24 protein-coding genes and 1 pseudogene are annotated in these 26907 nt (G+C 73.4%); 13 read left to right on the top strand and 12 right to left on the bottom strand.

Features of this window, described 5'->3' with window-relative positions:
- Window positions 1-208, top strand: a pseudogene (locus KIP79_RS09165) (CBM35 domain-containing protein); the annotation flags it as partial.
- A gap of 189 nt (window positions 209-397) precedes the next feature.
- On the opposite strand, the gene KIP79_RS09160 reads toward KIP79_RS09165, so the two are convergent.
- The 3 genes from KIP79_RS09160 to KIP79_RS09150 all read right to left on the bottom strand — a co-directional run bounded on the left by KIP79_RS09160 (window position 398) and on the right by KIP79_RS09150 (window position 3709).
- Window positions 398-1483 (bottom strand): LacI family DNA-binding transcriptional regulator, encoded by a 1086-nt coding sequence (locus KIP79_RS09160; protein WP_214104255.1) that lies wholly within the window; start codon window positions 1481-1483, stop codon window positions 398-400.
- A 191-nt stretch (window positions 1484-1674) separates the two neighbouring features.
- Window positions 1675-2499 carry an SAM-dependent methyltransferase gene (locus KIP79_RS09155; protein ID WP_250212889.1) on the bottom strand — a complete coding sequence of 275 codons (825 nt, stop codon included), beginning with the start codon at window positions 2497-2499 and terminating at the stop codon, window positions 1675-1677.
- A gap of 445 nt (window positions 2500-2944) precedes the next feature.
- Entirely contained in the window at window positions 2945-3709 is a 765-nt protein-coding gene (locus tag KIP79_RS09150) for an SDR family NAD(P)-dependent oxidoreductase (protein ID WP_214104254.1), read from the bottom strand.
- Window positions 3710-3865: 156 nt separating this feature from the next.
- On the opposite strand from KIP79_RS09150, the gene KIP79_RS09145 reads away from it, so the two are divergent.
- From KIP79_RS09145 to KIP79_RS09115, 7 genes are all read left to right on the top strand, one after another.
- Window positions 3866-4621 (top strand): enoyl-CoA hydratase/isomerase family protein, encoded by a 756-nt coding sequence (locus KIP79_RS09145; protein WP_214104253.1) that lies wholly within the window; start codon window positions 3866-3868, stop codon window positions 4619-4621.
- A 92-nt stretch (window positions 4622-4713) separates the two neighbouring features.
- Window positions 4714-6144, top strand: a complete 1431-nt coding sequence (locus tag KIP79_RS09140) for an aldehyde dehydrogenase (protein ID WP_214104252.1) — start codon at window positions 4714-4716, stop codon at window positions 6142-6144.
- A gap of 50 nt (window positions 6145-6194) precedes the next feature.
- A complete protein-coding gene (locus tag KIP79_RS09135; RefSeq protein WP_214104251.1) occupies window positions 6195-6611 on the top strand; it encodes a RidA family protein in 417 nt (138 codons plus the stop codon).
- Window positions 6608-8176 (top strand): amidohydrolase, encoded by a 1569-nt coding sequence (locus tag KIP79_RS09130; RefSeq protein WP_214104250.1) that lies wholly within the window; start codon window positions 6608-6610, stop codon window positions 8174-8176. The genes KIP79_RS09135 and KIP79_RS09130 overlap by 4 nt, the downstream gene beginning before the upstream one ends.
- A gap of 21 nt (window positions 8177-8197) precedes the next feature.
- Window positions 8198-8719: a 3-hydroxyanthranilate 3,4-dioxygenase gene (locus KIP79_RS09125; protein ID WP_214104249.1), complete on the top strand. Its 522-nt coding sequence runs from the start codon at window positions 8198-8200 to the stop codon at window positions 8717-8719.
- On the top strand, window positions 8719-10158 hold the full coding sequence (locus KIP79_RS09120) for a class I adenylate-forming enzyme family protein (protein WP_214104248.1): 1440 nt from the start codon (window positions 8719-8721) through the stop codon (window positions 10156-10158). Before KIP79_RS09125 ends, KIP79_RS09120 begins: the two co-directional genes overlap by 1 nt.
- Window positions 10155-11144: an amidohydrolase family protein gene (locus tag KIP79_RS09115; RefSeq protein WP_214104247.1), complete on the top strand. Its 990-nt coding sequence runs from the start codon at window positions 10155-10157 to the stop codon at window positions 11142-11144. The genes KIP79_RS09120 and KIP79_RS09115 overlap by 4 nt, the downstream gene beginning before the upstream one ends.
- On the opposite strand, the gene KIP79_RS09110 is transcribed toward KIP79_RS09115, so the two are convergent.
- Genes KIP79_RS09110 through KIP79_RS09095 form a run of 4 tightly spaced genes read right to left on the bottom strand, consistent with a single transcriptional unit; the run spans window position 11116 to window position 15531 of the window.
- Window positions 11116-11955 (bottom strand): IclR family transcriptional regulator, encoded by an 840-nt coding sequence (locus KIP79_RS09110; protein WP_214104246.1) that lies wholly within the window; start codon window positions 11953-11955, stop codon window positions 11116-11118. The two genes, KIP79_RS09115 and KIP79_RS09110, sit on opposite strands and share 29 nt — an antisense overlap.
- A gap of 20 nt (window positions 11956-11975) precedes the next feature.
- Window positions 11976-13367 (bottom strand): MFS transporter, encoded by a 1392-nt coding sequence (locus KIP79_RS09105; protein WP_214104245.1) that lies wholly within the window; start codon window positions 13365-13367, stop codon window positions 11976-11978.
- A complete protein-coding gene (locus KIP79_RS09100) occupies window positions 13364-14359 on the bottom strand; it encodes an NADPH:quinone oxidoreductase family protein (protein WP_214104244.1) in 996 nt (331 codons plus the stop codon). The genes KIP79_RS09105 and KIP79_RS09100 overlap by 4 nt, the downstream gene beginning before the upstream one ends.
- Window positions 14356-15531, bottom strand: coding sequence for a CaiB/BaiF CoA transferase family protein (locus tag KIP79_RS09095; RefSeq protein WP_214104243.1), 1176 nt, complete (start codon window positions 15529-15531; stop codon window positions 14356-14358). Before KIP79_RS09095 ends, KIP79_RS09100 begins: the two co-directional genes overlap by 4 nt.
- Before the next feature lie 143 nt (window positions 15532-15674).
- Here KIP79_RS09095 and KIP79_RS09090 point away from each other — a divergent pair, with 143 nt between their 5' ends.
- Both KIP79_RS09090 and KIP79_RS09085 read left to right on the top strand, forming a co-directional pair.
- Window positions 15675-16553: an alpha/beta fold hydrolase gene (locus KIP79_RS09090; protein ID WP_214104242.1), complete on the top strand. Its 879-nt coding sequence runs from the start codon at window positions 15675-15677 to the stop codon at window positions 16551-16553.
- Window positions 16543-17379 (top strand): alpha/beta hydrolase, encoded by an 837-nt coding sequence (locus tag KIP79_RS09085; RefSeq protein ID WP_214104241.1) that lies wholly within the window; start codon window positions 16543-16545, stop codon window positions 17377-17379. The genes KIP79_RS09090 and KIP79_RS09085 overlap by 11 nt, the downstream gene beginning before the upstream one ends.
- Here KIP79_RS09085 and KIP79_RS09080 read toward each other — a convergent pair.
- Genes KIP79_RS09080 through KIP79_RS09060 form a run of 5 tightly spaced genes read right to left on the bottom strand, consistent with a single transcriptional unit; the run spans window position 17371 to window position 23386 of the window.
- The gene (locus KIP79_RS09080; RefSeq protein ID WP_214104240.1) at window positions 17371-18903 is read right to left on the bottom strand and encodes an ATP-binding cassette domain-containing protein; all 1533 of its coding nucleotides are present in this window, start codon (window positions 18901-18903) and stop codon (window positions 17371-17373) included. The two genes, KIP79_RS09085 and KIP79_RS09080, sit on opposite strands and share 9 nt — an antisense overlap.
- A complete protein-coding gene (locus tag KIP79_RS09075) occupies window positions 18900-19700 on the bottom strand; it encodes an ABC transporter permease (RefSeq protein WP_214104239.1) in 801 nt (266 codons plus the stop codon). The genes KIP79_RS09080 and KIP79_RS09075 overlap by 4 nt, the downstream gene beginning before the upstream one ends.
- Window positions 19697-20629 (bottom strand): ABC transporter permease, encoded by a 933-nt coding sequence (locus KIP79_RS09070; RefSeq protein WP_214104238.1) that lies wholly within the window; start codon window positions 20627-20629, stop codon window positions 19697-19699. The genes KIP79_RS09075 and KIP79_RS09070 overlap by 4 nt, the downstream gene beginning before the upstream one ends.
- 1 nt (window position 20630) lies before the next feature.
- A complete protein-coding gene (locus KIP79_RS09065) occupies window positions 20631-21821 on the bottom strand; it encodes a hypothetical protein (RefSeq protein ID WP_214104237.1) in 1191 nt (396 codons plus the stop codon).
- Window positions 21818-23386: an ABC transporter substrate-binding protein gene (locus tag KIP79_RS09060; RefSeq protein ID WP_214104236.1), complete on the bottom strand. Its 1569-nt coding sequence runs from the start codon at window positions 23384-23386 to the stop codon at window positions 21818-21820. Before KIP79_RS09060 ends, KIP79_RS09065 begins: the two co-directional genes overlap by 4 nt.
- 252 nt (window positions 23387-23638) lie before the next feature.
- On the opposite strand from KIP79_RS09060, the gene KIP79_RS09055 reads away from it, so the two are divergent.
- The 3 genes from KIP79_RS09055 (at window position 23639) to rox (ending at window position 26907) form a co-directional block, all read left to right on the top strand.
- A complete protein-coding gene (locus KIP79_RS09055; protein WP_214104235.1) occupies window positions 23639-24043 on the top strand; it encodes a YciI family protein in 405 nt (134 codons plus the stop codon).
- Window positions 24043-25257 (top strand): RNA polymerase sigma factor, encoded by a 1215-nt coding sequence (locus tag KIP79_RS09050; protein WP_214104234.1) that lies wholly within the window; start codon window positions 24043-24045, stop codon window positions 25255-25257. Before KIP79_RS09055 ends, KIP79_RS09050 begins: the two co-directional genes overlap by 1 nt.
- A gap of 189 nt (window positions 25258-25446) precedes the next feature.
- A complete protein-coding gene (gene rox / locus KIP79_RS09045; RefSeq protein WP_250212885.1) occupies window positions 25447-26907 on the top strand; it encodes a rifampin monooxygenase in 1461 nt (486 codons plus the stop codon).

Raw genomic sequence — 26907 nt, 5'->3', positions numbered from 1 at the left:
CTCGATCCGGGTGGACGGGATCGGCGCGCTGGGCTCCTCGGTCACCGCCACCCTGGAGTACACCCCGGGCACCGGACGCACGACGAACGTGTCCGGGCCGACCACGGTGTCCTCGACCGCCTACACCGTCACCAACGGAAGCCTCACCATCCCGATCGCCAACCAGGACGCCAACCGGGCCTACCGCCTGGTCCTGACCCCGCGCTGACTCCTCCCCGGGCAGTTTCCCCGCCGGGCAGTTTCCCCGCCGGGCGGCTTCCCCGCCGGGCAGTTTCCCCGCCGGGCGGCTTCCCCGCCGGGCGGCGAACGCATCGGGCCATCGGCACCCCCGAGCGCCGATGGCCCTTCGCGTTCCCGCGCACCCGGTGACCACGGCGCTCGCGTGGTCGCCGGGCGGTCAGGACGGTGCCGGGCCGCTGCTCTCGCGGACGATCAGTTCCGGCTCGCTCCAGACCGGCACGGCCGGGGCGGCCTCCGGGTCAAGCCGGCGGTGCAGCAGCCCGAAGCAGGCCCGGCCGAGACCTTCGAAGTCGAGCCGGACGGTGGTCAGCGAGGGGTTCATGAAGGCGGACTGCGGCGAGTCGTCGAAACCGACCACGCTGAGGTCGCCGGGAACCTCCCGCCCGGCCTCGCGGGCGGCCCGCATGACGCCCAGGGCCAGGTCGTCGTTGCCGCACAGGATGGCGGTCACCGAGCGGTCCGCCAGCAGGGAGCGCACGGCCAGGTAACCCGAGCGGGGGCTCCACCCGCCCTGCAACGGCTCGGGCCGCGGCCGCCCGGCGGCGAAGAGCGCCTCACGCCAGCCCTGGGTCCGCTGCGCGAGCGCGCTGGTGGAGGAGGGGATGGCGACGTAGTGCACGGTCCGGTGCCCCAGGCCGAGCAGGTAGCGGGTCGCGTGCGCCGCCGCCGCCCGGTCATCCAGCCAGATCTGCCACGGCTCGGCGTCCGCGCTGTGACCCGCGCTGTGACCCGCGCTGTGACCCGCGCCCTCGCCCGGGCGGCGTTCGACGGCGGCGGCCACCGGGACGTCCGGCGGCAGCGCGCGCAGCACCCGCACGCCCACGTCGTCGAAGGCGATCACCATGACCGCCTCCCCGGGGCGGTTGAGCCGCAGGACGACCTCCGCCGGCTCCAGGTCGGGCTCCAGCACGCTGATGCCCACCGAGAAGCCCGCCCGCCTGGCCGCCTCCTCCATGCCGCGCAGCGTGGCGGCCGCGCCGTACAGGGCGGTGTCGGAGGTCAGCACGGTGACCGACCGCGCCGGACCGCCGGCCAGCGCCTGGGCCAGCCGGTTGGGCCGGTAGCCGAGCTCGGCGATGACCTGCAGGACCTTGGCCCTGGTCGCCTCGCTCACCCTGGCCTTGCCGTTGATGACACGGGAGACGGTCTGCTGGGAGACCCCGGCCACCCGGGCGACGTCCCAGATGCTCGCGGACCGGCCACGAGGAGCGCCGCCCGCTGGCGTGTGACCGATAACATCCATAGATCAAGCCTACTTGATGGCCTCGCCGGCATCGTTGACACGTGTTTGATCCGAGACGCCCGGGAGCGAGCGCCGGCCTTTCCCGGCCGGTCCTGGCGAGCGGTTCGAGATGGCTGACATCAACCTTCGTCCTGCGGGAGGCCTGTTCCCGCAGGACGCGTCACCGTCGGGGTTGGCCGACCGGCAGCTGGTCAGGGTTTGACCGCGACGCCGCCGTACGCCCAGGCGTGACCGCCGGGGATGTACTCGCGGGGCTCGTCCGGCCGCCAGAGCACCACCTCGACCAGGCCAGGTTCGACCAGCTGCCAGCCGTCGAAGAACCGCAGGACGTCGGCGTGGGTGCGGGGGACCATGGGCGCGGTGCTCTTGTCGTACGGCTTGCTCATCTCCTCCTGCTGCACCTGGGGGGCGAAGTCGAGCGTGATGTGCGACAGCAGCAGGTGGCTGCCCGAGGGCACGGCGGCCTTGAACCGTTCGACGGTCGCGTGCGGACCCTCGTCGTCGGGGACGAAGTGCAGGACGCCCGCCAGGATGACGGCCACCGGCTGAGTGAAGTCGATGACGGCCTTGACCTCGGGGTGGCCGAGGATGGCCTCCGGCTGCCGGAGGTCGGCCTCGATGACCGTGGTCCGTCCGGTGGCGCTGCCGGTGAGCAGGGCGCGGCCGTGGACCAGGACGATGGGGTCGTTGTCGACGTAGGCCACCCGGGCGTCGGGGTTGGCCTCCTGCGCGACCTCGTGGGTGTTGCCCTGGGTGGGGATGCCGGTGCCGATGTCGAGGAACTGCGTGATCCCCGCCTCGGTGGCGAGGTGACGCACCGCCCGGCGGAGGAAGGCGCGGTGGGCGCGGACGCCCTCCCGGGTGCCCGGGGAGACCTTGACGAGTTGTTCGGCCGCCTCGCGGTCGGCCGCGTAGTTGTCCTTGCCGCCCAGCAGGTAGTCGTAGATGCGAGCCGGGTGGGGGATCGAGGTGTTGATCCGTGCGGCGGCGGATCGGGTGTCCATGGAGTCCGGCATCAGCGCGTCCCGCCGTCTCTGGGGCTCATCGGCTCTCCCTTGTGAGCGTTAACTCGGTTGAGGTGGTGCAAGCCGGTGCCGTTTCACAAAACTTCGGCTGGGCTAGTGAGACATCCTATGTCCAAGCAGTAACGCGCACTAAGACGAAATAGAGCGCTATATCAGGCGTCTTGTGCGCCTGGCGGGCTCCGGCCGGTTGCCCGCCAACCGGTTTCGTCAGGAGAGTGCTCAGGGGTCCCGTTGCAGCGTTGCCGGTGTGGGTGGCCTGGAAGCTGATCTGAGTGGAGGCTCCGGCCGCCAGTGAACCGTGGTAGCCGACGTTCCTCGCCGTGACCTGGCCGCTGGCGCACGGGGCCGGTCCGCCACCCCCAAGCGATCGCCCATGCCGGGCGTACGCAGAAGCGGGCCGGGGCCGACTGTCGCCCCGGCCCGTTCCGCGTCGCGGTCAGCCGCGGAAGTGCGTGCTGGTCCAGCCGCCGTCCACCGGGATGGTGAGGCCGGTGACGAACGCCGCCTCCTCGGACGCCAGGAACGCGATGACCCGCGCGACGTCGATCGGCTGCCCGACCCTCGGCAGCGGGCGCGACCGGGTCACCAGGTCGTCGAAGACGCCTGCGGCGATCTTCGCGCGGGTGGCCGGGGTCTCGATCAGGCCCGGCGCCACCGCGTTGACCCGGATGCCCCGCCGGCCGTAGTCGGCCGCCATCTGGCGGGTGAGGCTGGAGACCGCGCCCTTGGCCGCCGAGTACGGCGCGGACCCCGCGACCCCGGTCAGCGCGAACGCCGAGGAGGTGTTGACGATCGCCCCGCCCGCGTCGCCGAACGCGAGCACCGCGCGGCGGCTCAGCGCGAACGTCGTGCCGAGGTTGGTCCGCAGGAAGAACTCGAAGTCCTCGTCCGTGGTGTCGGCCGCCGGGTGGTCCCCGGCCTTGCCCGCGATGTTGGCGAGCACGTCCGGTGCGCCGACCACCTCGGCGCAGTGGTCGAAGACCCGCTCCGCCACGCCCGCCGCGGTGAGGTCGGCGGCCAGCACGGCCAGGTCGTCGCCCGCCGCCACCACCTCCTCCCGCAGGTCCCGCAGGCCCTCCTCGGCGCGGTCCACGGCGAGCACCGCGGCGCCCCGGGCGGCGAACAGCGCGGCGGTCGCGCGTCCGATACCCGACGCCGCCCCGGTGACGATCGCCGTCTTGCCGCGCAGCTGCCCGTTCACGAATTTCCTCCCGAACCTCGAATGTCCATGCGCTCCGATCATGCGCGGTGGCACCAGGCCCGGCCACCTGCGGGCTTCCGCTCAATGAGAACCGGTCCTGGTGGGCCGGAGCCCGCATCCGGTCAGCTCAGGGCCATGAATGTACGTGGACTTCAGGTGAGGTTCCCCGCAGCGGGGGTCGCGCTGCTGGAGCTGGACAGGCCGCACCGCCGTAACGCGCTGGACCGCACGCTGCTCGACGGACTGCTGGCGGCGCTGCGCGAGCTGGACGGCGACTCCACCGTACGGGCCCTGGTTCTCACCGGGCGCGGCGGCGCGTTCTGCGCGGGCGGCGACCTGGACACGATCGGCGACCTGGGGAACGAGGCGCCGCAGGACGCGCGGGAGCGCATGACCCGCGAGTTCTCCATCGCCGAACTGTTGCTGGAGTTCCACGCGCCGACCGTGGCGGTCGTGGACGGCGCGGCCGTCGGCGCGGGGATGGCCCTGGCCCTCGCCTGCGACCTGCGGATCGGCTCGGACGGCGCGGTGTTCGCCAGCCCGTTCATCAAGATGGCGCTGGTCCCCGACTTCGGCGTGTCGTGGTTGCTCGCCCGGGCGGTCGGTCCGGCGCGGGCGACGGAGCTGGCGCTGTCCGGGCGCAAGGTCGCGGCGGAGGAGGCCGTGCGGATCGGCCTGCTCGACGTCGTCGTGGCCGACCCGCTCGTGCAGGCGCTCGGCCGCGCCGAGGCGCTCGCGGCCGCGCCCCCCGAGGCGGCGCGGGCGACCAAACGCCTGATCGCCGCGGCGGCGGCCGGTGGCGGGTTCGCCGAGGCGGTGGACCGGGAGATCACCGAGCAGATCCAGGCGGTGCGCTCGCCCGAGTTCGGGCAGCGGTGGGCGGAGTGGTCACGCGCGGTGCGTGGCCGCTGACCGCGTTTCCCGGCGAGTGGAAACCAGCCGTTGAGCGTGCGCCGGTCGCACGCGGAGAGTTGACGACACAGCGATCAAGAGGAGGACCAGCGGTGGAATCGTTCGGGCACGTCATCGGGGGCGAGGAGGTAGCCTCGGCCGATGGGACGGCGTTCGAGTCCGTGGACCCGTGGACGCGGGAACCGTGGGCCACGGTGGCGCTCGGCTCGGCCGGCGACGCGGAACGCGCCGTACACGCCGCGCGGTCGGCCTTCGACGAAGGTCCGTGGCCGCGGATGAGCTTCGCCGAACGCGGCGCGATCCTGCACCGCCTCGCCGACCTGCTGGACAAGCACGTCGAGGAGCTGGCGGCGGCCGACACCACGGACATGGGCAAGCCGATCACCCAGACCACGGGGCACGACGTCCCCCGCGCGGCGCGGAACTTCCGGTTCTTCGCCGACCACGCGCAGATCACCCCCGCCGAGACGTTCCCGATGCCGACCGGGCACCACGCCTACACCCAGTACGACCCGGCGGGCGTCGTGGCCGCCATCGCGCCGTGGAACTTCCCGCTCATGATGGCGAGCTGGAAGGTCGCGCCCGCGCTCGCCTGGGGGAACACGGTCGTGCTCAAGCCCGCCGAGCAGTCGCCCGCCTCGGCCACCATCCTGGCCCGGCTGGCGCTGGAGGCCGGCCTGCCACCCGGCGTGCTCAACGTCGTCCACGGGTTCGGGGCGAACTCGGCGGGCCAGGCGCTGACCGACTCCCCGCTGGTCGACCGGATCACCTTCACCGGCGAGTCGGCCACCGGCCGGCTGATCTCCAGGGCCGCGGCGGCCAACCTGACCCCGGTCAGCCTGGAACTGGGCGGCAAGGGCGCGAACATCGTCTTCGCCGACGCGGACCTGGACCAGGCGGTCAGCTGGTCCATCCAGGCGGTGTTCAGCAACAGCGGGCAGGTCTGCCTGGCCGGAAGCCGGCTGTACGTGCAGCGCGAGGTGTACGACGAGTTCCTGGCCAGGTTCACCGCCGCGGCCGACGCGCTCGTGCTCGGCGACCCGAAGGATCCGGCGACGCAGATCGGCCCGCTGTCCTCGCGGGAACACTTCACGAAGGTGGCCGGTTACCTGGACATCGCGACGGAGGCCGGCGCGCGGCTGCACACGGGCGGCGTGGGCGAGGGGTGGACCGTGCGGCCGACCGTGGTGGTCGGCGCGGGCCAGCGCGACCGGGTCACCCAGGAGGAGATCTTCGGGCCCGTCGTGGTGGTGCTCCCGTTCGAGGAGGAGGCGGACGCGGTGACGGCGGCCAACGACACGCCGTACGGCCTGAACGCCATGCTGTTCACCCAGGACCTCTCCCGCGCCCACCGCGTCGCGCGGGCACTGCGGGTCGGCACCGTCTGGGCGAACTGCTTCTTCGTCAGGGATCTCCGCGCGCCTTTCGGCGGTGCCAAAAACTCCGGCGTCGGCCGTGAGGGCGGAACCTACAGCCGGGAGTTCTTCACCGAACCCAAGGCCGTCATCATGGAGATCTCGTAACGGGGTCGCCGCCCCACCGCGACCGCACGTCCGACTCGCAAGGAGCAACCATGTCCGAAATTCGAGCCGTCAGCACCCGCAACGCACCCACCGTGGGCTTCTCCACGGGGACGGCCGCGCCGCTGTCCCAGGCGATCGTGCACGGCGACACCATCTACTGCTCGGGCACCGGGCCGCTGGACCCGCAGACGCGCACCATCGTCTCCGACGACTTCGCCGAGCAGGTCAGGCAGACGCTCACCAACCTGGTCGCGGTCGTCGAGGCGGCGGGCGGCAGCCGGGAGAGCATCCTCAAGTGCACCTGTTTCGTGCGCGACGTGGCCAACTTCCCGGTGTTCAACGCCGTCTACCGCGAGTTCTTCGAGGGCAACCCGCACTTCCCCGCGCGGACCACGGTCATCGCGACCCCGCACCGCACCGGGGTGCAGGTCGAGGTCGAGTGCGTGGCCGCCGTGATCCGGCCATGACCGACCTGGTCCTGCTCGGCGGCCGGGTGCACACGCTGGACGCGCGCGGCACGGTCGCCGAGGCGGTCGCGGTGACCGGGGGCCGGGTGTCCGCGGTCGGCCGTGACGCCGACGTCGCACCCCTGGCCGGCCCGTCCACCAGGGTGGTACGGCTGGCGGGCCGGACGGTGATCCCCGGGCTGGTCGACTCGCACTGCCACTTCGAGAACGCGGGGATGGACGAGCACACCGTGTCGTTCGCGGGTGTGCGCACGCTCGACGCCGCACTGGACCGGGTCGCCGCGCTGGCCGCCACCCGCGAGCCCGGCGCGTGGGTGCAGGGGCAGCCGTGGAACCCGCTTCTCCAGCTCGCCGAGGGCCGTGGGCCCAACCGGCACGAGCTGGACCGGGCGGCGGGCGGACGCCCGGTGTACCTGCCGGAGGGCCACGCCGCGACGGTCAGCACCGCCGCGCTGGAACGGGCGGGCGTCGACCCCAGCGGGCACGACGGCAGGCTGGTCGAGGGCGCCAGGCACGCCGTCGCCCGGGTGGTGCCGGAATGGACCCGTGCGGAGCGGGCCGCCCAGCTCACCGCCGCCATGCGAGCGCTCAACCGGCACGGGATCACCTCGGTCGTGGCGGGCGCGTTGCGGCCACCGGACGTCGAGGCGGTGCGTGAGCTGGCCGGGGACGGGCGGTCCACGCTCCGGGTGGCCGCGATGGTCATGCCGTCCAGCGAGCTCAACCCGTCGGTCCCGCTCGCGGACTGGGAGGCGCTGCTGGCCTCGGGACCGCCCGGGCCCGTCGGCGGGCACTACCTCACCCGGGGTGTGAAGCTCCAGGTGGACGGCGGCATGACGCTCGGCACGGCGGCCACGCGTGAGCCGTACCGCACCGATCCCTGCTACCACGGTGAGGTGTTCGCCGACCGGGATCGGCTGGGCGAGCTGGTCGGCGCGGCGCACCGCGCGGGCTGGCCGGTCGGCACGCACGTGGTGGGCGACGCCGCGATCGACCTCGCCCTCGACGTCTACGAGGCCGGCCGGTGCCGGGGCCTCCTGCCGGACGTGCTCATCCACGCCAGCCTGATCCGGCCCGACCAGATCGCCCGGGCCCGCGCGCTGGGCGTGCAGGTGGCCGCGCAGATCCCGTTCCTGTGGCACAACCGGGTGGCCATCGCCGGCCACCTCGGCGATGCCCGCACCGAGGCCGCCGTGCCGCTGCGCGACCTCGTGGACGGCCTCGGGCTCGACGGCGTCGCGGCCGGCACCGACTATCCGATCAACGCCCTCGACCCGTTCCAGAACATCTACGCCATGACGACCAGGCGCGACGCGGCGGGCGACGTCGTGGGGGACACGCAGGCGATCACCCGGGCGGAGGCCCTGCGCCTGTACACCACCTCCGGCGCCGCGCACACCGGCGAGCAGGAGGTCAAGGGCCGGCTCACCGCGGGCGCGCTCGCCGACCTGGCCGTGCTCGGCGCCGACCCGCTCACCGCGTCCGACGACGAACTCCGCGCGATCGAGGTCCTGATGACCGTCGTCGACGGCCAGATCGTGTACGACACCGGCCTGCTCGGCTGAGCAGCACACCAGGAGGTAGCAATGCACCCCAGCCAGATGCCCATCGTCGAGCTGCGCAAGGCGGCCGGAGAACTGCAGGTGAGCGGCAGGCGGGTCAAGGTGCTGTGGCAGGAGAGCGAGTCGCTCGCCTTCCTCGCCCGTGGCCGCGAATATCGCAGCGAGTTCCACCTCAACCCGAGCGACGAGGTGATGTTCATGGTGCTGGGCTCCATGGACCTGCACTACCGCAAGCCCGAGGGCGGCTCGGACATCGCGGTGATCCCTGAGGGCGGGACCATTTTCACGCCGACCGGCATCGCCCACTCGCCCCGGTTCGCGCCGGACGCGTTCGTGCTGGTCATCGAACGGCTGCGGCGGCCGGGTGAACTGGACCGCTTCCGCTGGTTCTGTCCCGCCTGCGATGAGTTTCTGCACGAGGAGGCCGTCCACGTGAGCGACTACCGCACCGACCCGGTGGCGGGCGCGTACCAGCGGTTCTACGGCGACGTCGCCGCGCGGACCTGCAAGTCCTGCGGCACGGTCATGCCGGACGAGCGGCTGTGATGGCGATCGGCGGGCTGGTGCTGGACGCGCTGCGCGCGCGTCCTGGCCTCATCGCGTTCCGGCAGGGCGGCGCCGAGCTGACCTACCGCGAGGCGGAGCGGCTGGTGCTGGGCGTGGCGGACGCCCTGGCCGAGGCCGGCCTGCGGCCGGGTGACACGGTGCTGCAGGTCCGGCCCAACGACCCGCTGCAGTGGCTGGTCAACGCGGCCTGCTACGTGGCGGGCCACCGGTCCGCCGCCCTGCCGCCGGGGGGCCTGCGCGGCGCGGCACTGGCCGAGCGGCTGGACCTTGTCGCGCCGGACGCCGTGCTCACCGAGCCGGGCGACCCGGATCTGGACGCCTGGCTGCGGGCCCATCCTGAGGTCCGGGTGCTGACCGATCGCGAGCTGACCGCCGCGAGGGAGCCTGGGCCCGCAGGTCCGGCCGCGCCTGCGAGCGCCGTGGTACGGCTGGCGTTCACCTCCGGCGCCACCGGGCCGGTCAAGGGCGTCGAACTGTCCGCCGGCGCGCTGGGCGCGGTGGCGACCGCGCTGCGCGACACCCTCCCGTGGCCGGAGCAGCCGCGTGTGCTGTGCCCTGAGTCGGTGTCCGGTGGCTTCGGCAACATGGTGCTGCCGACGCTGATGCTGGGCGGGACGTTCGTCATCCCGGAGGGTCCAGGCGCTGACGCGCTGCTGGCGGCCGCCGCCCGGCACCGCCCGACCGTGCTGATGGCGATGCCGCCCGCGCTGCGCGCCCTGCTGGCCCACCCGGACGCCGCCGGTCACGACTGGTCGTCCCTGGCGCTGGTGATCTACAGCGGGGCCTCGTTCACCGGCGAGGAGATCGACCGTGCGCACGCGCTGTTCGGCGAGGTGCTGTGCGGGGTGTTCGGCCAGGTCGAGGTGCCCAAGACGATCGCGTGGACCGCCCCGGCCGACCACCTTGACCCGCGCCTGCGCACCTCGCTCGGCGCGCCGTTCCCCGGGACCGAAGTCCGCCTGCGCGGCCCCGGCGGCGGCGACGTCCCGGCCGGGCGGGCGGGGGAGTTGTGGGTACGGGGCCCGACCACCGCGCACGCCTACGCGTTCCCCGCGGGCACGCCGGTCGAGGACGGCTGGCTGCGTACCGGCGACGTCTGCCGGCGCGACGCCGACGGCCACCTGCACTACGTGAACCGCGTCCAGGACGCGCTGCGGATCGCGGACGCCTACGTGGGCCCGAGCGATCTGGAGGCAGCCGTGTCGCGCCGCACCGGATATCCGGCGGCGGTCGTCCCGACCGGCCCCGCGAGCGTCGCCGTCCTGGTCGAGAGCGAGGGCGTCACGCTGGAGCAGGACGTACGTGACGCGCTGCGCGACACCCCCGTGGCGGTCGACGCGGTCGTCCGGACCGACCGGCTGTTCCGCGACTTCATGGGACGGCTCGACCGCGCCAGACTCGCCGAGGCGGTCGGATGATCGACGTTCACGCCCACGCGCTGCCGACGGCACTGCTGACCTGGTTGTCCGGCCGCGGCCTCGCCGACCTGTCCGGCCTCGCCGCCGGCGTGGTCAGGATCGACCCGCTGGTGTCCGGGATACCGACGGGCGCGCCGATCCCGCTGCCGCCCGCCCAGTACGACGTCGCGGAACGGCTGGCCGACCTGCGCCGCATGGGCGTCACCCGCCAGCTCGTGTCGGTGCCGCCGTTCGTGACGTGCGCGGACGCCGCCGACGAGCGGGACGTCCTGGCCGTGGTCCGCCGCGGCAACGACGCGCTGGCCGACCTCCTCGCCGGGCATCGCGGGGTGCTCGACCCGCTCGGGTACGTGCCGCTCGGCACGCCGGCCGCGCCGGACGAGGCCCGCCGCTGCCTGGACGAGCTGGGGTGCGCGGGCATCGCCATCGGCACCCGCGGTCTGGGCAGGGAACTGGACGATCCCCTGCACGAGCCGCTGTGGGAGCTCCTCGCGGACCGCCGCGCGTTCGTCTTCCTCCACCCCAACAGCGTCCCCGGCGGCCCCCGGCTCGCCGACTACTGGCTGCCCCAGCTCGCCGGCTACCCGATGGAGACCGCGCTCGCCGTCTCGCGGCTCGTGCTCGGCGGCGTCCTGGAACGGCACGACCTGCGGCTGTGCCTGGCGCACGGCGGCGGGTGCCTGCCGTCCCTGCTCGGCAGGCTGGACCTCGGCTGGTCGCGCAAGCCGGTCCCCCGCACCACGCCGCGCCCGCCGAGCGACTACCTGCGCCGCCTCTACTACGACACCGCCACCTTCTCGACCCCGCTGCTGCGGCGGCTCGTCGAGGACTTCGGCGCCGACCACGTGCTCGTCGGCACGGACTACCCGTTCGAACTCGCCGACACCGACCCGCTCGGCACGGTCGCGGCGCTCGAACTCGCGCCGGGGGACGCGGCGGCCGTCCAGGCGGGGACGGCTACCGCGCTGCTGACCGGATCGGCGTGACGGTGCCGGGCGGGCCGCCGGCCTCCGGCCCGCCCGCGTAGCCCTTGGCCAGTTCCCGGGAGATTGACATCGCCGCCAGCCGCAGCGCGGGCTCCACCGCCGCCAGCGACCGGGTGTGGGTGACGGTGTGCGAGACGACGGAGAGCGCGGCCACGACCCGGCGGTCGGGCCCGTGGATGGGGGCCGCCACGGACACGGTGCCCAGCGACAGCTCTTCCGCGCACCGGGCGATCCCGGTCTCCCGGATCTCCTGGAGCGCCCGCATCAGCAGGCCCGGCATGACGATCGTGCGCGGCGTGTAGCGCCTCAGCCCGGCCGCCAGCACGGCCTGCTGCAGTTCGCGCGGCGCGTGGGCCAGCAGTACCTTGCCGACTCCCGTGGCGTGCAGCGGCGAGCGCCCGCCGACGCGGCTGACCACGTCGACCGAGCGGCGTCCCCACACCCGCTCGACGTAGAGGACCTCGTCGCCGTCGAGCACCGCGAGGTGGACGTTCTCCGCCGTGGTCTCGTACAGGTCGTGGATGAACGGCAGCGACACGTCCCGTAGCGTGCGCGGTTGCGGGCACAGCGAGCCCAGCTCCCACATGCGCAACCCGATCCGGTAGGTCCCGTCGCGCTCCTTCTTCAACGCTCCCAGCTCGACCAGCTCGGCCGCGATGCGGTGCACCGTCGAGACCGGCAGCCCGGTGACGGCGGTCAGTTCGACGAGGCGGAGCGCGGGCCGCTCCTGGGAGAACGCGTTGAGCAGCGCGAAGACCCGGCTGGACACCGTCCGGCCGGGCTTGTGGGCGTCTTCTCGGGGCGCGGTCATGGTGAGAATCGTGGGTTCTGTCATCGCGGACCAGCTGTCCGGTGCAAGGATGCTACCTCATCGTTTCGGGATCGCCGCAGGTCACGGGCGAGCATGACGATCACGGCCACCGCGACGGCGGTCATCGCCACCGCGAGCGCGCGCGGGTCGGCGGGTTTGCCGGGGTTGTCGGGGGCGAACGCGCCGACCAGCCCGACCGCGAGGATCGCGCCGACGTAGCGGGCCGACTGGAACAGGCCGCCGACCACACCGGTCATGTCGGCGGGCGCCCGCTCGTACATCAGCCGCTGCAGGCCGAGGTTGCACAGCCCGTACGGGACGCCGAGCACCACGCCGTCGAGCACGATGGCCCACGCGGGCGTCGCCCTACCGAACGTGGTGATCGCGGCGACCCCGGCCAGCAGCAGTCCGCCGCCGCCCAGCAGGGTCCGCCCGACGCCGAGCCGGCGCATGACCGGTCCGCCGAGCACGGTCGCCACGACGCTGGTGGCCGCGATCGGCATGATCAGCAGCCCGGCGTGCGCCGCGTCGTACCCGAGCGTGGTCTGCAACCACGGCGGCAGCCCGTAGAACGCGCCATAATAGGCCAGGTTGAACAGCACGAACGCGCCGAGCACCGGCACCAGACCGCGTGCCGCCGCGAGCGCGCGGACGTCCACGAACGGCTCGGCGGCGCGCCGCTCCCACCACAGGAACCCGGTCCCGGCGACGATCACCGCGACCGCGCCCGGAACCGAGACCCCGGGGACGGCGAGCATCAGGAGCAGCAGGCCGACCACCGTCACCGCGAACAGCGCGACCCCTACCGGATCGATCGCGCGGAGAAGGCCGCCACGCGCGGGCCGCCGCTCATCGGGGCCGATCGTGCGCCACGCGACCACCACCGCCCCCAGCATGACCGGCAGGTTGACCCAGAAGATGGCCTGCCACCCGGCCCAGGAGGTCAGCAACCCGCCGAGCACCGGGCCGACCGCCCCCGCGGTCGTGTTGACCGTCGCGACCGCCGAGAGCCGCGTGACGTCGCCGTGGCGCCGGATGACGACCATCGCGCACGGGAACGCGGCCGACACGCCGACCGCCTGCACACACCGGCACAGCACGAGCAGCGGCAGCGAGGTGACCATGGCCGCCGCCGCGGAGGCGACCGCCGCCACCATCAGCCCGGCCGCGAACAGCCTGCGCGGGCCGACGCGGTCGGCCACCCGGCCGAGCACCGGCTGGCAGACGCACGCGGTCAGGTAGAAGACGGTGACGATCCACGTCGTCACCGCCAGCGGCTGCCCGAGGTCGCGCTGGATGGGCGCGAGCGCCACCGCGACCATCGAGGAGTTGAGCGGCGCGAGCAGGGTGCCGCCGAGCAGTGCCGCCAGCGCCATCCTCGTCCTGCGCGCCGACTGGACGGCCGTCGTCATTCCGCCGGGCCGCCTGCCCGCAGGAGCAGCTTGCCGCGGACTCTGCCGTCGGCCAGTTCGCGCAGGGCGCGCGGCCCCTGGTCGAGTGGGAGCACGTCGTGGATCTGGTGCCGTAGTCGTCCGGCCGCGGCCCAGTCGAAGATCTGGCCCAGGTTCCGCTCGTGGAGCGCGCGGTCCCGCCGTACGAACTCGCCCCAGAACACCCCGACCACCGAGGAGCCCTTGACCAGCGGGATGTTCAGCCCGACGCGCGGGATGCCGCCGGAGGCGAACCCGATCACCAGGTATCGGCCGCCCCACGCGACGGCGCGCACCGCGGCCTCAGCCACCGCGCCGCCCACCGGGTCGAAAACCACGTCCGCGCCGGCCCCACCGGTCAGCTCCTTGATCGCGGTCTTGGCGTCGGCGCCGCCGTAGGAGAAGGTCTCGTGCGCGCCGTACCGGCGGGCCGACTCCGCCCGCTCCGGTGTGGCGGCGCCCGCGATCACCCGGGCGCCGAGCAGGTTCCCCACGTCCACGGCGGCGGAGCCGACCCCGCCGGCGGCGCCGAGCACGGCGAGCGTCTCGCCCGCGCGCAGCCCGGCCCGCTGGACGAGCGCGTGGTAGGCGGTCGAGTAGGCCACCAGGATCGCCGCGGCCTGCCGGTCGGTGACGTGGCCGGGCAGTACGGTGACCCTGTCCGCCCGGACCAGTACGGCATCGCGGGCGCAGCCGTACTCCTCGTTGCCCGCCACGCGGTCGCCGGGCCGCACCGACGTGACCTCCGCGCCGACGGCCAGCACCGTTCCCGCGTACTCGCTGCCGGGGGAAAACGGCGGTTCCGGCTTCACCACGTGCGTGCCCGCGATGATCAGCGTGTCGTGGAAGTTCAGCCCCACGTGGCTGACCCCGACCAGCACCTCGCCCGGCCCCGGGTTCGGCGTCGCCACCTCGGCCAGCTCAAGATCCTCGGGCCCGCCGAGCTGGGTGCAGACCAGCGCGCGTCCGCTCACTTCCCGCCTCCGGCCGCGAACACGACGCCGGCGGACAGGAAGCCGTCCACCTCGTCCGCGGCGAACCCCGCCGCGCGCAGCACCGCCACGGTGTCGGCGCCGAGTTCGGGAGGCGCCGTGCGCAGGCCGGGCAGCTCGCCGTCGTAGCGGACCGGGTGGCGCAGCACGGTCGCCCGTTCCTCGCCCACCGGGAACTCGGCGAGCAGCTCTTCCGCGGCCACCTGGGGGTCGTCGCGTACGTCGTCGTAGGTGGCCACCCGCTCGAACCAGAATCCGCGAGGCTCCAGCCGGGAGGCCACCTCCGCGTAGGTCATTCCGGCCAGCGCCCGGGCCACCGCCGCGGTGTACTCCTCCCGCTTGGTCCGCCTGGCCCGCTGGTCGTAGCCGGCCAGCGCGGGGGAGCCGAGCGCGTCGCCGAGGTCGTCCTCCGACCCGTTCAGCGCGATCACCACCGAGGCGTCCAGCAGCCGGTAGACCCCGTAGGGGGCGTCGATCGACCAGCACGCCGACTCGGCGGGGCGGCGGATGTCGGTCTGGGTCCTGCGGCCGGAGTAGTACAGCGCGAGCGATTCCGCCTGCAGGTCGAGCCCCGCGCCGAGCAGGCTCGACTCGACCCGGGTGCCCTCGCCGGTGGTCAGCCTGCGCGCGTAGGCGGCCAGCACGCCCATCGCGAGCAGGGCAGCGCCGTGCTGGTCCACGACGGGCGTGCCGGCCGCGGTGGGGCGGTCGCCGGTGACGTCCACCAGCCCGGTGCGCGCCTGCACGAGCAGGTCCACTCCCGGTCGCCCGGCCATCGGGCCGCGCGACCCCCAGCCGCTGGCCGAGGCGTAGATGATGTCGGGTTTGATCGCGCGTACCGCCTCGTACCCGAGGCCGAGCTTCTCCAGTGCGCCGCCCCGGTAGTTCTCCAGCAGCACGTCGGCCCGCTCGATCAGCGGGCGCAGCACGGCGCGGGCGTCCGGATGTTTGAGGTCGACGGCGATCGAGCGCTTGTTCCTGTTGACCGCCAGGAACGTCACACTGCGCCCGGCGACCCGGATGCCCGCGCTGCCGATCCTGCGCTCCCACGACCCGGCGGGCGGCTCGACCTTGATCACGTCGGCCCCGAGGTCGGCCAGGTACTGCGAGGCCGCGGGCCCCTGGACGAAGTGCGAGAAACTCAGGACCCTCATTTTGTCGATCACATGACCTCCCAGCGGCGGCGACCCCGGCAGGGCGACCGTAGAAACGGACGGTTACCGCCCTCAACGCCGGGTTCCCACTGGATGGAAACGCGCCATCCGGGCGGAGCCCTCGGCTGGGCACCATGGTCGCCATGACAGAAGGGTTCTCCCCGATCCGCGTCCGGCTCCCGGGGCACGTGATCAACTGCGTGGTCGCCGGGCAGGGGCCCGCGGTGCTGCTCCTGCACGGGTGGCCGCAGACCGCCCACGCGTGGCGCGAGGTGGTGCCGCTGCTCGCCGGCCGCTACACCGTCGTGGCCCCCGATCTGCCCGGCTTCGGGGCCAGCTCGCGGCCCGCCGGGGGATACGACAAGCGCACGGTGGCGACCACCCTCGCCCAGCTCATGGCCGCCCTCGGGCTGACCCGCTACCACCTCGTCGGCCACGACGTCGGCGGCCAGGTCGCCTACCCGCTCGCCGCGCTGTACCCGGAGTCGGTGCGCAGCCTGACGTTCGTCGAGGCGGGCATCCCCGGGCTCGGTGCGAGCCTCGCGGCGGCGAACCCGCTGACCGGCGGGTCCTGGCACTTCGGCTTCAACATGGTGCCCGACCTGCCGGAGTTCCTGCTCGCCGGTCGCGAGCGCGGCTATCTGGAGTTCATGTTCCGCCGCGACACGGTGGGCCTGTACGTGACCGAGGCGATCGACGACGCGGCGCTGGAGGTCTACGCGCGTGCCCTGGCCGCCCCCGGAGCGGTACGCGCCACCATGGGCTACTACCGGGCGCTGCCGACCGACATCGCCGACAACCGGGCGCTGTGCGCCGCCGGGCCGCTGCGGGTGCCCGCGCTGGTGGTGGGCGCGCGGCACGGCGTCGGGTTCGGCTGGCTGGACACGGTCCAGGAGGCCGTGGCGAACGTGTCGACGCGCTGGGTGGAAGAATGCGGACACTACGTGCCCGAGGAGCGTCCCGCCGAGCTGGCGCGGACGCTGGTGGAGACGTGGCAGGAGGTCGAGTCGCATGACGAGTGACGTGGTGCTGATCCACGGGGCCTGGCACGGGGCCGGGCACTTCGCGTCACTCGCCGGGGCGCTGACCGCCAGGGGCCACCGCGTCCTGGCGCTCGACCTGGCGGGCCACGGCGCCCGGGCCCGCTTCCCGGCGAGCTACCTCACCAGGGACGTCGCCGCACTGCGTACCGAGGTGTCCCCGCTCGCGGACCTGAGCCTCGACGACGTGGCGGCGGACGTGGTGGCCACGCTCCGCCGCTTCGCCGCCCCGCCGGTGGTGGCCGCGCACAGCATGGGCGGGGCGGTGGCCACCAGGGTCGCCGAACTGGCCCCCGAGCTGGTGGCCGGACTGGTGTACGTCGCCGCGTTCGTCCCCACACTGCTGGGTCCCGCGGGCGCGTACCTGGGCCTGCCGGAGGCGAAGACCGCGCTCGGCGGTGGCCTGTACCTGGGCGATCCCGCCGCCATCGGCGCGGTGCGTATCGACCCGCGCAGCACCGACCCCGCCTACCAGGACGAACTGCACGCGGCCTACTTCACGGACCTCGACCGCGCCGACTTCCTGGCCCTGGCCGCCCTCCTCACCCCTGACCAGCCGATGTCGTTCCTCACCACCCCGACCGGGGCCACGGCCGAGCGCTGGGGGAGCGTGCCCCGGACCTACCTCCGTACCACCCTGGACCGCGCGCTGCCCGTCGCGCTCCAGGACGTGATGATCCGCGACGCCGACGAGCTGGCCCCCGCCACCGCGTTCGCCCAGGCGACCCTCGACGCGGGGCACGCCGTCTTCGCCGGTGCCCCGGACGAGGTGGCGGACCTCATCCACCACGCCCCGCGCTCAAGCTGAGCGCACCCGCCCGCCCGGGATGGCGGCGAGCAGTTCGCGGGTGAACGGCGCCTCCGGGGCGGCGAGCACCTCGGCGGTCGGGCCGTACTCGACGATCCTGCCGTCCCGCATCACCGCGAGCCGCCCCGCGGCGGCGGCCACCACGGCGAGGTCGTGCGAGATGAGCAGATAGGCCATCCCGTGCTTGCCCTGGAGGCGGCGCAGCAGCGTGAGGATCTGGGCCTGCGTCACCGTGTCCAGGGCGGACACCGGCTCGTCGAGCACGATCAGATCGGGCGACGGCGCCAGCGCCCTGGCTATGGCGACCCGCTGGCGCTGCCCGCCGGAGAGCGCCGAGGGCCGCCGCCAGGCGACCTCGGGGGGCAGGCCGACGTCCTCAAGCAGGCGCCGCACCCGTTCCCGGCGCCCGGCCCTGGTGCCCGCGCGCAGCGCCCGCAGCGGTTCCGCGATGATGCGGCCCACGCTCATCAGCGGGTCGAGCGACGCGTACGGGTTCTGCGCGACGAACTGCACCCGCCCTGCCCTGACCGGCGCGCCGTCCAGCAGCACGCTCCCGCCCGTCGGCTCGACGAGCCCGGTGATCACGCGGGCGACGGTCGACTTGCCCGACCCCGACGCGCCGACCAGCCCGAGCGTGCCCGCCCGGTCCAGCGTGAACGAGGCGCCCTCGACCGCGACCGTGCCGTCCGGATACACCTTGCGCAGGTCACGGACCGCGAGCAGCGGTTCCCCTGCGGTCGGCGCGGGCCCGGCCGACGGGCGGGGGACCGAGTCGAGCAGCAGCCGGGTGTAGGCGGCCTCCGGACTGCCGAGCACCCGCTCCGCCGGGCCTTCCTCCACGACACGGCCCTCGGTCATGACGGCCACGCGGTCCGCGCGGTCCGCGGCGACGCCGAGGTCATGAGTGATCAGGAGGATGCTCGTGCCGTCCCTGGCCGCGACCCGCTGAATGAGGTCGAGCACGGTCTTCTGCACCGTGGTGTCGAGCGCGGAGGTCGGCTCGTCGGCGATCAGCAGCGCCGGTCGCCCGGCAAGCGCCATGCCCAGCAGCACGCGCTGCCGGAAACCACCGGAGAGCTGGTGCGGGTACCGGCCGAGAACTGCTGCCGGGTCGGGGATGCCCACGCGGCCGAGCGCGTCTTCGAGGGCGTCCTGGCCCGGCCTCGGGGTGCCGGTCAGCCGCAGCGCCTCGGCGAGCTGGGCGCGCACGGTCATCAGCGGGTTGAGCGCCGTTCCCGGGTCCTGCGGCACAAATGCGATTCGCCGTCCGCGCAGCCGCCGCCACGCCCGCTCCCGCAGGCCGTCCACCCGTTCGCCGCCGAAGGTGACCGAGCCCCCGGTCACCCTGGCCGTGTCCGGCAGCAGACCGGCCAGCGCATGCGCGAGCGTGGACTTGCCCGACCCCGACTCGCCGACCACCGCCACGATCTGCCCGGCCTCCACCGTCAGGTCGGCGCGGTCCACGGCCGGCCCGCCCCGCCCGTAGCGCACGGTCAGGCCACGTACGGCCAGCAGCGGGGTCATCCTGTCTCCGATCGCGTACGCAGCACATTTCCGAGGTGGTTGACCGCGAGCACCACGGCGACGATGACGAGACCGGGCACGGTCGTCAGCCACCACGCCGAGGCCAGGAAAGGCCGTCCCGCGGCGATCAGTGAGCCCCACTCGGGCGCCGGCGGCGGAGCCCCGAAGCCGAGGAAGCTCACGGCGGCGACGGTGAGGACGGCGTTGCCCAGTTCGAGCGTCGCCAGCGCGGCCACCGGCCCCGCGGCGTTGGGCAGCACATGGGTCAGCAGCACGGTGGCCCGCCCGGTCCCGCACACCGCGGCGGCCTCGACGTACCCCGACCCGCGGACCCGGATGACCTCGGCGCGCACCACCCGGGAGAACACCGCCGCCGCCGACACGCCGACCGCGAAGGCCACCTCGCGCGTCCCCGGCCCGAGCACCGCCACGACCACAAGGATCAGCAGGAACGACGGCACCGCGAGCAGCACCTCCACCGCGCGCATGACCAGGTCGTCCAACCGCCCCCGCGCGGTCCCCGCCACCAGCCCGATCGCCGAACCGGCCAGGACGGCGATGCCCACCGCGATGACCGCGGCCTGCAACGAGGGGGCGGATCCGTGCACGACTCTGGCCAGCACGTCCCTGCCCAGCTCGTCCGTCCCGAACAGGTGCGCGGCCTCCGGCGGCAGCAGCCGTTCCGTGAGATCGCCGCGCAGCGGATCGGCGGGGGAGAACAGGCCGGGCGCCAGCGCGGCGGCCGTGGCCGCCAGCAGCACCAGGGCCGACGGCAGGACGCCGAGCCGCCGCCTCATGCGGCACGCTCCCGCAGCCGCGGGTCCACCAGAGGATGGGCCAGGTCCACCGCGAGCGTGAGCAGTGTGACGACCGCCGTGGACACCACGACCAGGCCCTGCAGCATGGACAGGTCCCGGGTGGTGACCGCCGACTCGATCAGACGGCCGAGCCCGTTGCGCGCGAAGACCGTCTCCACCACGACCGACCCGGCCAGCAGCCAGCCGGCCAGCAGCGCGGTCATGGTCAGCGCGGGCATGGCGGCGTTGCGCAGCGCGTGCGCCGTCACCGCCCGCGCCCGCGACGCGCCCTTGGCCCGCGCGGTGTCGACGTACGGCTGCCGCATCTCCACGGTCAGCCGTTCCAGGAGAACCTGCGCCACGAAAGCCGACGACGGCAGCGCCAGCGTCACCGCCGGCAGCACCAGACCGGCGAGCCCGTCCTCGCCCCTGGCGGGGAACAGCGGCAGCCCGAACGAGAACGCCTGCAACAGCACCAGCCCGAGCCAGAACGTCGGAACCGACAGCGACAGACCGGGCAGCGCGCCGAGCAGGCGGCGCAGCCACACCCGCCGAGTGTGCGCGGCCGACCAGGCGATCAGGAAGCCGAGCGGGATCGCCACCAGCAGCGCGCCGCCCGCCAGCGCGAGCGTGCGCGGCGCGGCCTCGGCGATCGTCGCGCCGACGTCCCGACCCGTCTGGAACGACGTGCCGAAGTCGCCGCGCAGGGCGCCGAGCAGCCCGTCGAGATAGCGCTCGGCCGCCGGGCGGTCCAGGCCGTACTCGGCGCGCAGCGCGGCCACCCGCGCCTGGTCCACCGCGTTCTGCGGGCCGATCATGATCTGTACGGGATCGGCGGGAAGGAGGTGGAAGGCGGCGAAGGTGAGCGTGTAGGCCGCCAGCACCACGGCCGCCGCCTGCGCGAGACGCCGCGCCACGAACCGGGTCACCTCAGCTCCGGATGTCCAGGAGGATCTGCTGCCCGCCGACCTCCTGGCCGGTGTAGAGCACCACGTTGCCCGGCCGGATCCTGCCGAGCAGCGCGAGGGTCAGCGCGCGCTGCCCACCGGTCGGGATGACACCGCCCTCCGGCACCGCCACCTCGCCGTCCTGCCGCAGCACCGCGCAGCCCGACCAGGCGCCGATTACCGTGGCCGCGGCCCCCGCCGCCGCGGCGGCGGCCGGGCGGGCGGCGTAGCGGTGGCCGCGCAGGGCGCGCCCGAGGTCGGCCGTCCACTCGTGGCCGTCGAAGTCCACCACCAGGCTGAGGGTGCGGGTCGCGCCTGGACCGGGCGGGCCGGGCACCAGCCGGTCGGTCAGGCTGACCACCTCGACGTCGCCGACCGCCCGCACCGGGGCGGACAGCGTGCTCGCGGACTCCCCGTCCTCCCGCCCCTGGACGAAGTACGCGGTGTCCTCGGCGACCAGCGTTCCATCGCGCCGGCCCAGCAGGTACGCCGGGCCGAGCAGGTCGCCGTCGAGGGCGACCGGCGGCAGGACCACCGCGCCCCCGTGCTGGAACCCGTAGGCCCCCTCGGCGTACCCGCCCGTCACGGCCTCGGCGGCGAACCGGACGATCGCCGCGTGGGCGATCCTCCTGGTCATCACCTGGACGGTGAACCAGTCGCGGGCGTCCTGGAGCCTGGTCAGGCCGTCGGCGTCGGCGAGCACCCGCACCCGGGCCGGGTCGGTGAACGGGATCAGGGCGTCCCGCAGCAGCACGAGCTGCCACAGCCACTCGTTGTACAGGTTGCGCGCGGCGTGCAGGCCGGGACCGGCGATGAGCAGATCGACCACCGGCGGAATCCAGGCGTAACCCACGCAGTTGCTGTGGATGTCCAGCGGGCCTGGCACCCCCGTGCCGGGTGTGCTCCGCACCAGGTCGAGCACCACCTCGGACACCGCGATGGCGTTCTCCCGCAGCTCACCCCGGACGCCCTGGTCGGCGAGCCCGGCGTCCAGCCGCAGGGTCGCGTATGGGCCGGAGGTGCTCAGGCTGGCCTGGAGCCCGGCGATGAAGTGGGCCCTGGTGGCCTCGCCGCCGCCCGCGGCGGCGACCGCGGAGTCCAGCAGCGTGCTCGCCGCTGCGACGAAGGTCTCGGGGGCCACCGCGCGGCCTCCGTCGAAGTCGTTCCAGCTCATGCCCGTACCTCCGCGTCCTGGAAGATCGGCCGCCCCGACGCGTCGAGGCGGACGCCTGTCACCCGCGCCGCGAGCCCGATCGACGATGCCTGCTCGAAGAGCGGGATGCCGTGCCCGCCGGAAATGATCGCTTCAGCCGCGGCCGCCACGGCCTCGGCGCGCTCGGCGGGATCGAGCACCGTGGCGATCTCGGCGATCGTGCTGTCCACTTCGTCCGGCTTGGTGCGCCGCTGCGGGTTCGCGCTCCGCACCGGATACACGGTGGCCAGCACCGTGGGGTCGCCCCTGGTCACCGCCCAGGAGACGAAGTCGTAGTCGCCCGCGCCCTGCCGCGCGCTGTTGGTGGCGTCGTCGAGCGGCGTCGGCCGCAGCTCGATCCCGGCCTCGGCGAGCTGCTGGGCCATCAGCTGGTACACCGACCCGTAGGGTTCGTTGGCCGAGTAGACCAGCTCGAACGACAGCCGCTGCGACCCCTTGACGCGCACGCCGTCCGGGCCGCGCCGCCACCCGGCCGCATCGAGCAGCCGGACCGCCTCGTCGGGCGCGTACGCCAGGTCGGCGGAGCGGTCGGCGTAGCCGGGCGTGGTGGTGGCGAGCACGTCGGTCGCCGGGCGTTCGCCCGCCGCGAGCAGCGGCGCGAACCGCGACCGGTCGAGGGCGGCGCCGATGGCCCGCCGTACGGAGAGATCGTGCAGCGCGGGCCGCGTCTCGTTGGGCAGCAGCGTGAACACGATGCCGGGGCGGGTGCCGGAGAGCAACCGGGGGCCCTGCTCGCCGAAGGACCGCTGGTTCTGCTCAAGCACCTGCAGGTCGGCGTCGAGCTGCCCGGACAGGAGGCTGCCGTGCCTGACGCTCGGGTCGGTGACGATGGCGAAGGTCAGCGTGCGCACGCGCGGGGCGCCGCGGTGGGTGGCCAGCTCGCTCGCCCAGGCGTATCCGGTGCGCGCGGAGAGCCGTACCTCCTCATTGAGCGCGACCCGGTCGAGCACGAACGGCCCGGAGCCGGCGAGCGTGCCCGCGCAGCGCTGCTCGGGGGTCTTCCCGAGCGTGCCTGGCGAGAGCATGCCGAGCGTCACCATCGAGGTGGCCTGGAGGAACTGCCCGCTCGGGACGTCGAACCGCACCTCGACGGTCTTCGCGTCGAGCGCGGAGGCTCCCGCGTACCCGGCGAGGTAGCCCGCGCCGAGCGGGGACCGCGCGCCGAGCTTGGCGATGTCGTCGAGGTTGGCGACGACCGCGGCGGCGTCCAGCGGCGTGCCGTCGCTGAACGTCACGCCGTCGCGCAGGGTGAAGGTGAACCGCTTGGCCTCCTCGCCGACCTGCCATGACGTCGCGAGCCACGGCACGATCTCGCCGGTCCGCGGGTCCTGGTCGGTCAGCGAGTCCACCAGCTGGCGCGACACGTGGAGGTTGGAGGTCTGCGGGGTCTGGTGCGGGTCGAGGCAGCTCACCGGCGCGGCCAGCCCCACGGTGAGGGCGTCCCCGGCGGGCCGCCCGGCGTCCGCGGTCGCGCAGCCCGCGACCAGTACGGCGCCGCACGCGAGTACAGAGATCAGTCGAAGCACGGGCACCAGTCTGTGAGCCCTGGCCCTAAATCCCACAATCCCGATTCCCATTACATGGAAATCGCTGGATCAGGGTGAGCGTCGCCGCCTTCCAAAGCCGCGACGTTAAGCTTTCTGATCGGCATGGCGTCCGCGTCAGCCATCGCTCAGGGGCCGGATGGATTTCTTCGGGACTGTGTCGATCCGCGGGCCGTTCGTTCGACGTGTGGGGTGTGAGGGCCGAGAGGCGGCCCCGCCGAGGAGGAGAACACGATGGCGAAGTACATGCTGATCATGCGCGGCACCGATGAGTCGAACGCGGCCCTGATGGCCGGGTTCGAAGAGTTGGCGGCCACGACGTACACCTACATCGAGGAGCTGGTCAAGGCCGGGGTGTTCGTCGCGGCCGAAGGACTGGACGATGCGGGCCGGGGCGTCGTCGTCGACTTCAGCGGCGAGACCCCGGTGGTCACGGACGGGCCGTACGGCGAGACCAAGGAACTGTTCGGGGGCTACTTCCTGCTTGATGTCGCCTCCAAGCAGGAGGCGGTCGAGTGGGCCAAGCGGGTCCCGGCGGTCCGCGGGTCCAAGATCGAGGTCCGGCGGGTGGCCGGGGACGACGAGATGCCTCAGGACAACGAGGAACGGGCCGGGAGCGAGAGCACCGGCCGGATCTGATGGGTCCGGCCGACGTCGAGGCCGTCTGGCGGATCGAGTCGGCGCGGATCGTCGCCGCGCTGACCCGGTTCACCGGCGACTTCGGGCTGGCCGAGGACGCCGCCCAGGAGGCGGTGGCCGAGGCGCTGACCTCGTGGCCGCTCACCTCTCCGGCCAATCCGGCCGGCTGGCTGATGGCCACGGCCCGGCGGCGGGCCATCGACGCGCTCCGCCGCCGGACCGCCCTGCGGGACCGGCACGCTCTGCTGGCGGCCGACCCGGTGGTCGAGGAGGACATCGACCCCGACCGGATCGACGACGACATCCTGGCGCTGATGTTCGTCAGCTGCCACCCGGTGCTCTCCCCCGAGGCCCGGGTGGCGCTGACCCTGCGCGTGGTCGGCGGCCTGTCCAGCGAACAGATCGCCCGCGCGTTCCTGGTGCCCGTGCCGACCGTGCAGGCCCGCATCACCCGGGCGAAGAAGACGATCGCGGCGGCCGGAGTGCCGTTCGAGCTGCCGCCGGCCGGTGAGCGCCGGGAACGGCTGGGCGGCGTGCTCAGCGTCATCTACGTGATCTTCACCGAGGGGTCGACGGCCACGTCGGGCGACCGGCTGCTCCGCCCCGACGTCGCCTACGAGGCGATCCGGCTGGCCCGCACGCTGGCCGCGCTGCAGCCGGACGAGCCGGAGGTGCACGGTCTGCTCGCGCTGTGCGAGCTGACGGCCGCGCGCTTCCCTGCCCGGACCGGCCCGGACGGTTCGCCGATCCTGCTGGCGGACCAGGACCGGCGGCGGTGGGACTTCTCGGCGATCCGCCGCGGGCTGGCCGCGCTGGCCAAGGCCTCGGCTCGCGGGCTCGGCCCCTACGGCCTGCAGGCGGCGATCGCCGCCGTCCACGCGTCGGCGCCGTCGGTGGAGGCGACCGACTGGGACCGGATCGTGCTGCTCTACGAGGCGCTCGGCCGGATCGCTCCCTCGCCGGTGGTCGAGCTCAACCGGGCCGTCGCCGTGGCCATGGCCTCGGGTCCGGAGCAGGCCCTGGCCATGGTGGACGAGCTGATCGCCTTGGACCGGCTCCCCGGTTCGCATCTGGTCCCGACCGTACGCGGGGAGCTGCTGGCCCGCCTCGGCCGGCGACCGGAGGCGCGCGCCGAACTGGAGCTGGCGGCCCGGCTCTGCGCCAACCAGCGCGAACGCTCAGTACTGCTGCGCAAGGTGGCCGAGCTGGGCTGACTGGAAAAGGATTGGACGGGGTGATGCTCGAACTTGTAGCTTGCGGTTGCCTGTGACACCGCCCGAGGAGGTGAGACCCATGAACGCTGTATCGATGTGGGTGCTCCCCCTTCCCGTCACGGCCGGGCGATTGACGTAGGTGTCGCCGGGAGCGCCTGTCCAACAAGGCACTCCCGAAAGGCAACACCTATGCACTCTCAGCAGGTCACCGCCGAGCCGCCCCTCATCTTCGATGTGATCATTGCCGGGTGCGGGCCGACCGGCGCGATGCTGGCCGCCGAACTGCGGCTGCACGATGTGCGGGTACTCGTTCTGGAGAAGGAAACCGAGCCCACGTCGTTCGTCCGCATAGTCGGCCTGCATATTCGCAGTCTCGAGCTGATGGCGATGCGCGGACTGCTGGATCGCATTCTCCCGCACGGAAGACGGCGTCCGGCCGCCGGTTTCTTCGCCGCCATCCCCAAACCCGCGCCCCAGGGCCTGGATTCCGCGTACGCCTATCTGCTGGGTATCCCGCAGCCGGTCATCGAACATCTGCTCCAAGAACATGCGATCGAACTGGGTGCGCAGGTCCGGCGCGGTTGCGCGGTCGCCGGTTTCGAGCAGGACGACGAGGGTGTGACCGTCGAGCTGGCCGACGGGGAACAACTGCGTTCGCGCTACCTCGTCGGCTGTGACGGCAGCCGCAGTACGGTGCGTAAACGGCTGGGTGTCGGCTTCCCCGGCGAGCCCGCACGGACCGAGACGCTGATGGGCGAGATGGAAGTGGGCGTCCCGCAGGAGGAGATCGCCGCCAAGGTGACCGAAATCCGGGACACCCATCAGCGATTCTGGCTCCGGCCCTTCGGCGAAGGGGTCTACAGCGTCTTGGTCCCCGCCGCGGGAGTCGGCGACCGCGCGGAACCGCCCACCCTCGAGGATTTCAAACAACAGTTGCGCACCATCGCCGGAACCGATTTCGGCGTGCACTCCCCGCGCTGGATGTCCCGCTTCGGGGATGCCACCCGGCTGGCCGAACGTTATCGGGTCGGGCGGGTGCTGCTGGCCGGCGATGCGGCACACATCCATCCACCCATCGGCGGACAGGGCCTCAACCTGGGCGTTCAGGACGCCTTCAACCTCGGCTGGAAACTGGCCGCACAGATCCGCGGCTGGGCCCCGGACACACTGCTGGACACCTACCAGGCCGAACGTCATCCGGTCGCCGAGGAGGTGCTGGACAACACCCGCGCCCAGACGGAACTGCTGTCCACCGAACCGGGCGCGCAGGCCGTGCGCAGGCTGCTCACCGAACTGATGGACTTCGACGAGGTGAACCGCCATCTGATCGAGAAGATCACCGCGACCGGCATCCGCTACGACTTCGGCGAAGGCCCCGACCTGCTTGGCCGCCGCCTGCGCGACATCGACGTGAAACAGGGCCGCCTCTACGGTCTGCTTCATCGCGGACGCGGCCTGCTGCTGGACCGCACCGAACGCCTGACCGTCGGCGGCTGGTCAGACCGGGTCGACTACCTCGCGGATCCCACTGCGGCACTGGATGTCCCGTGCGTCCTGCTCCGCCCCGACGGCCACGTCGCCTGGATCGGCGACGATCAGCAGGACCTGGACGACCACCTCTCCCGCTGGTTCGGCAAGCCCGCCGACTGA

Source organism: Acrocarpospora catenulata (assembly GCF_018476525.1).
Classification (GTDB): Bacteria; Actinomycetota; Actinomycetes; order Streptosporangiales; family Streptosporangiaceae; genus Acrocarpospora; species Acrocarpospora catenulata.
Note: the sequence above shows the minus strand (reverse complement) of the source record. Positions and strands in the feature narration are given on the sequence as shown.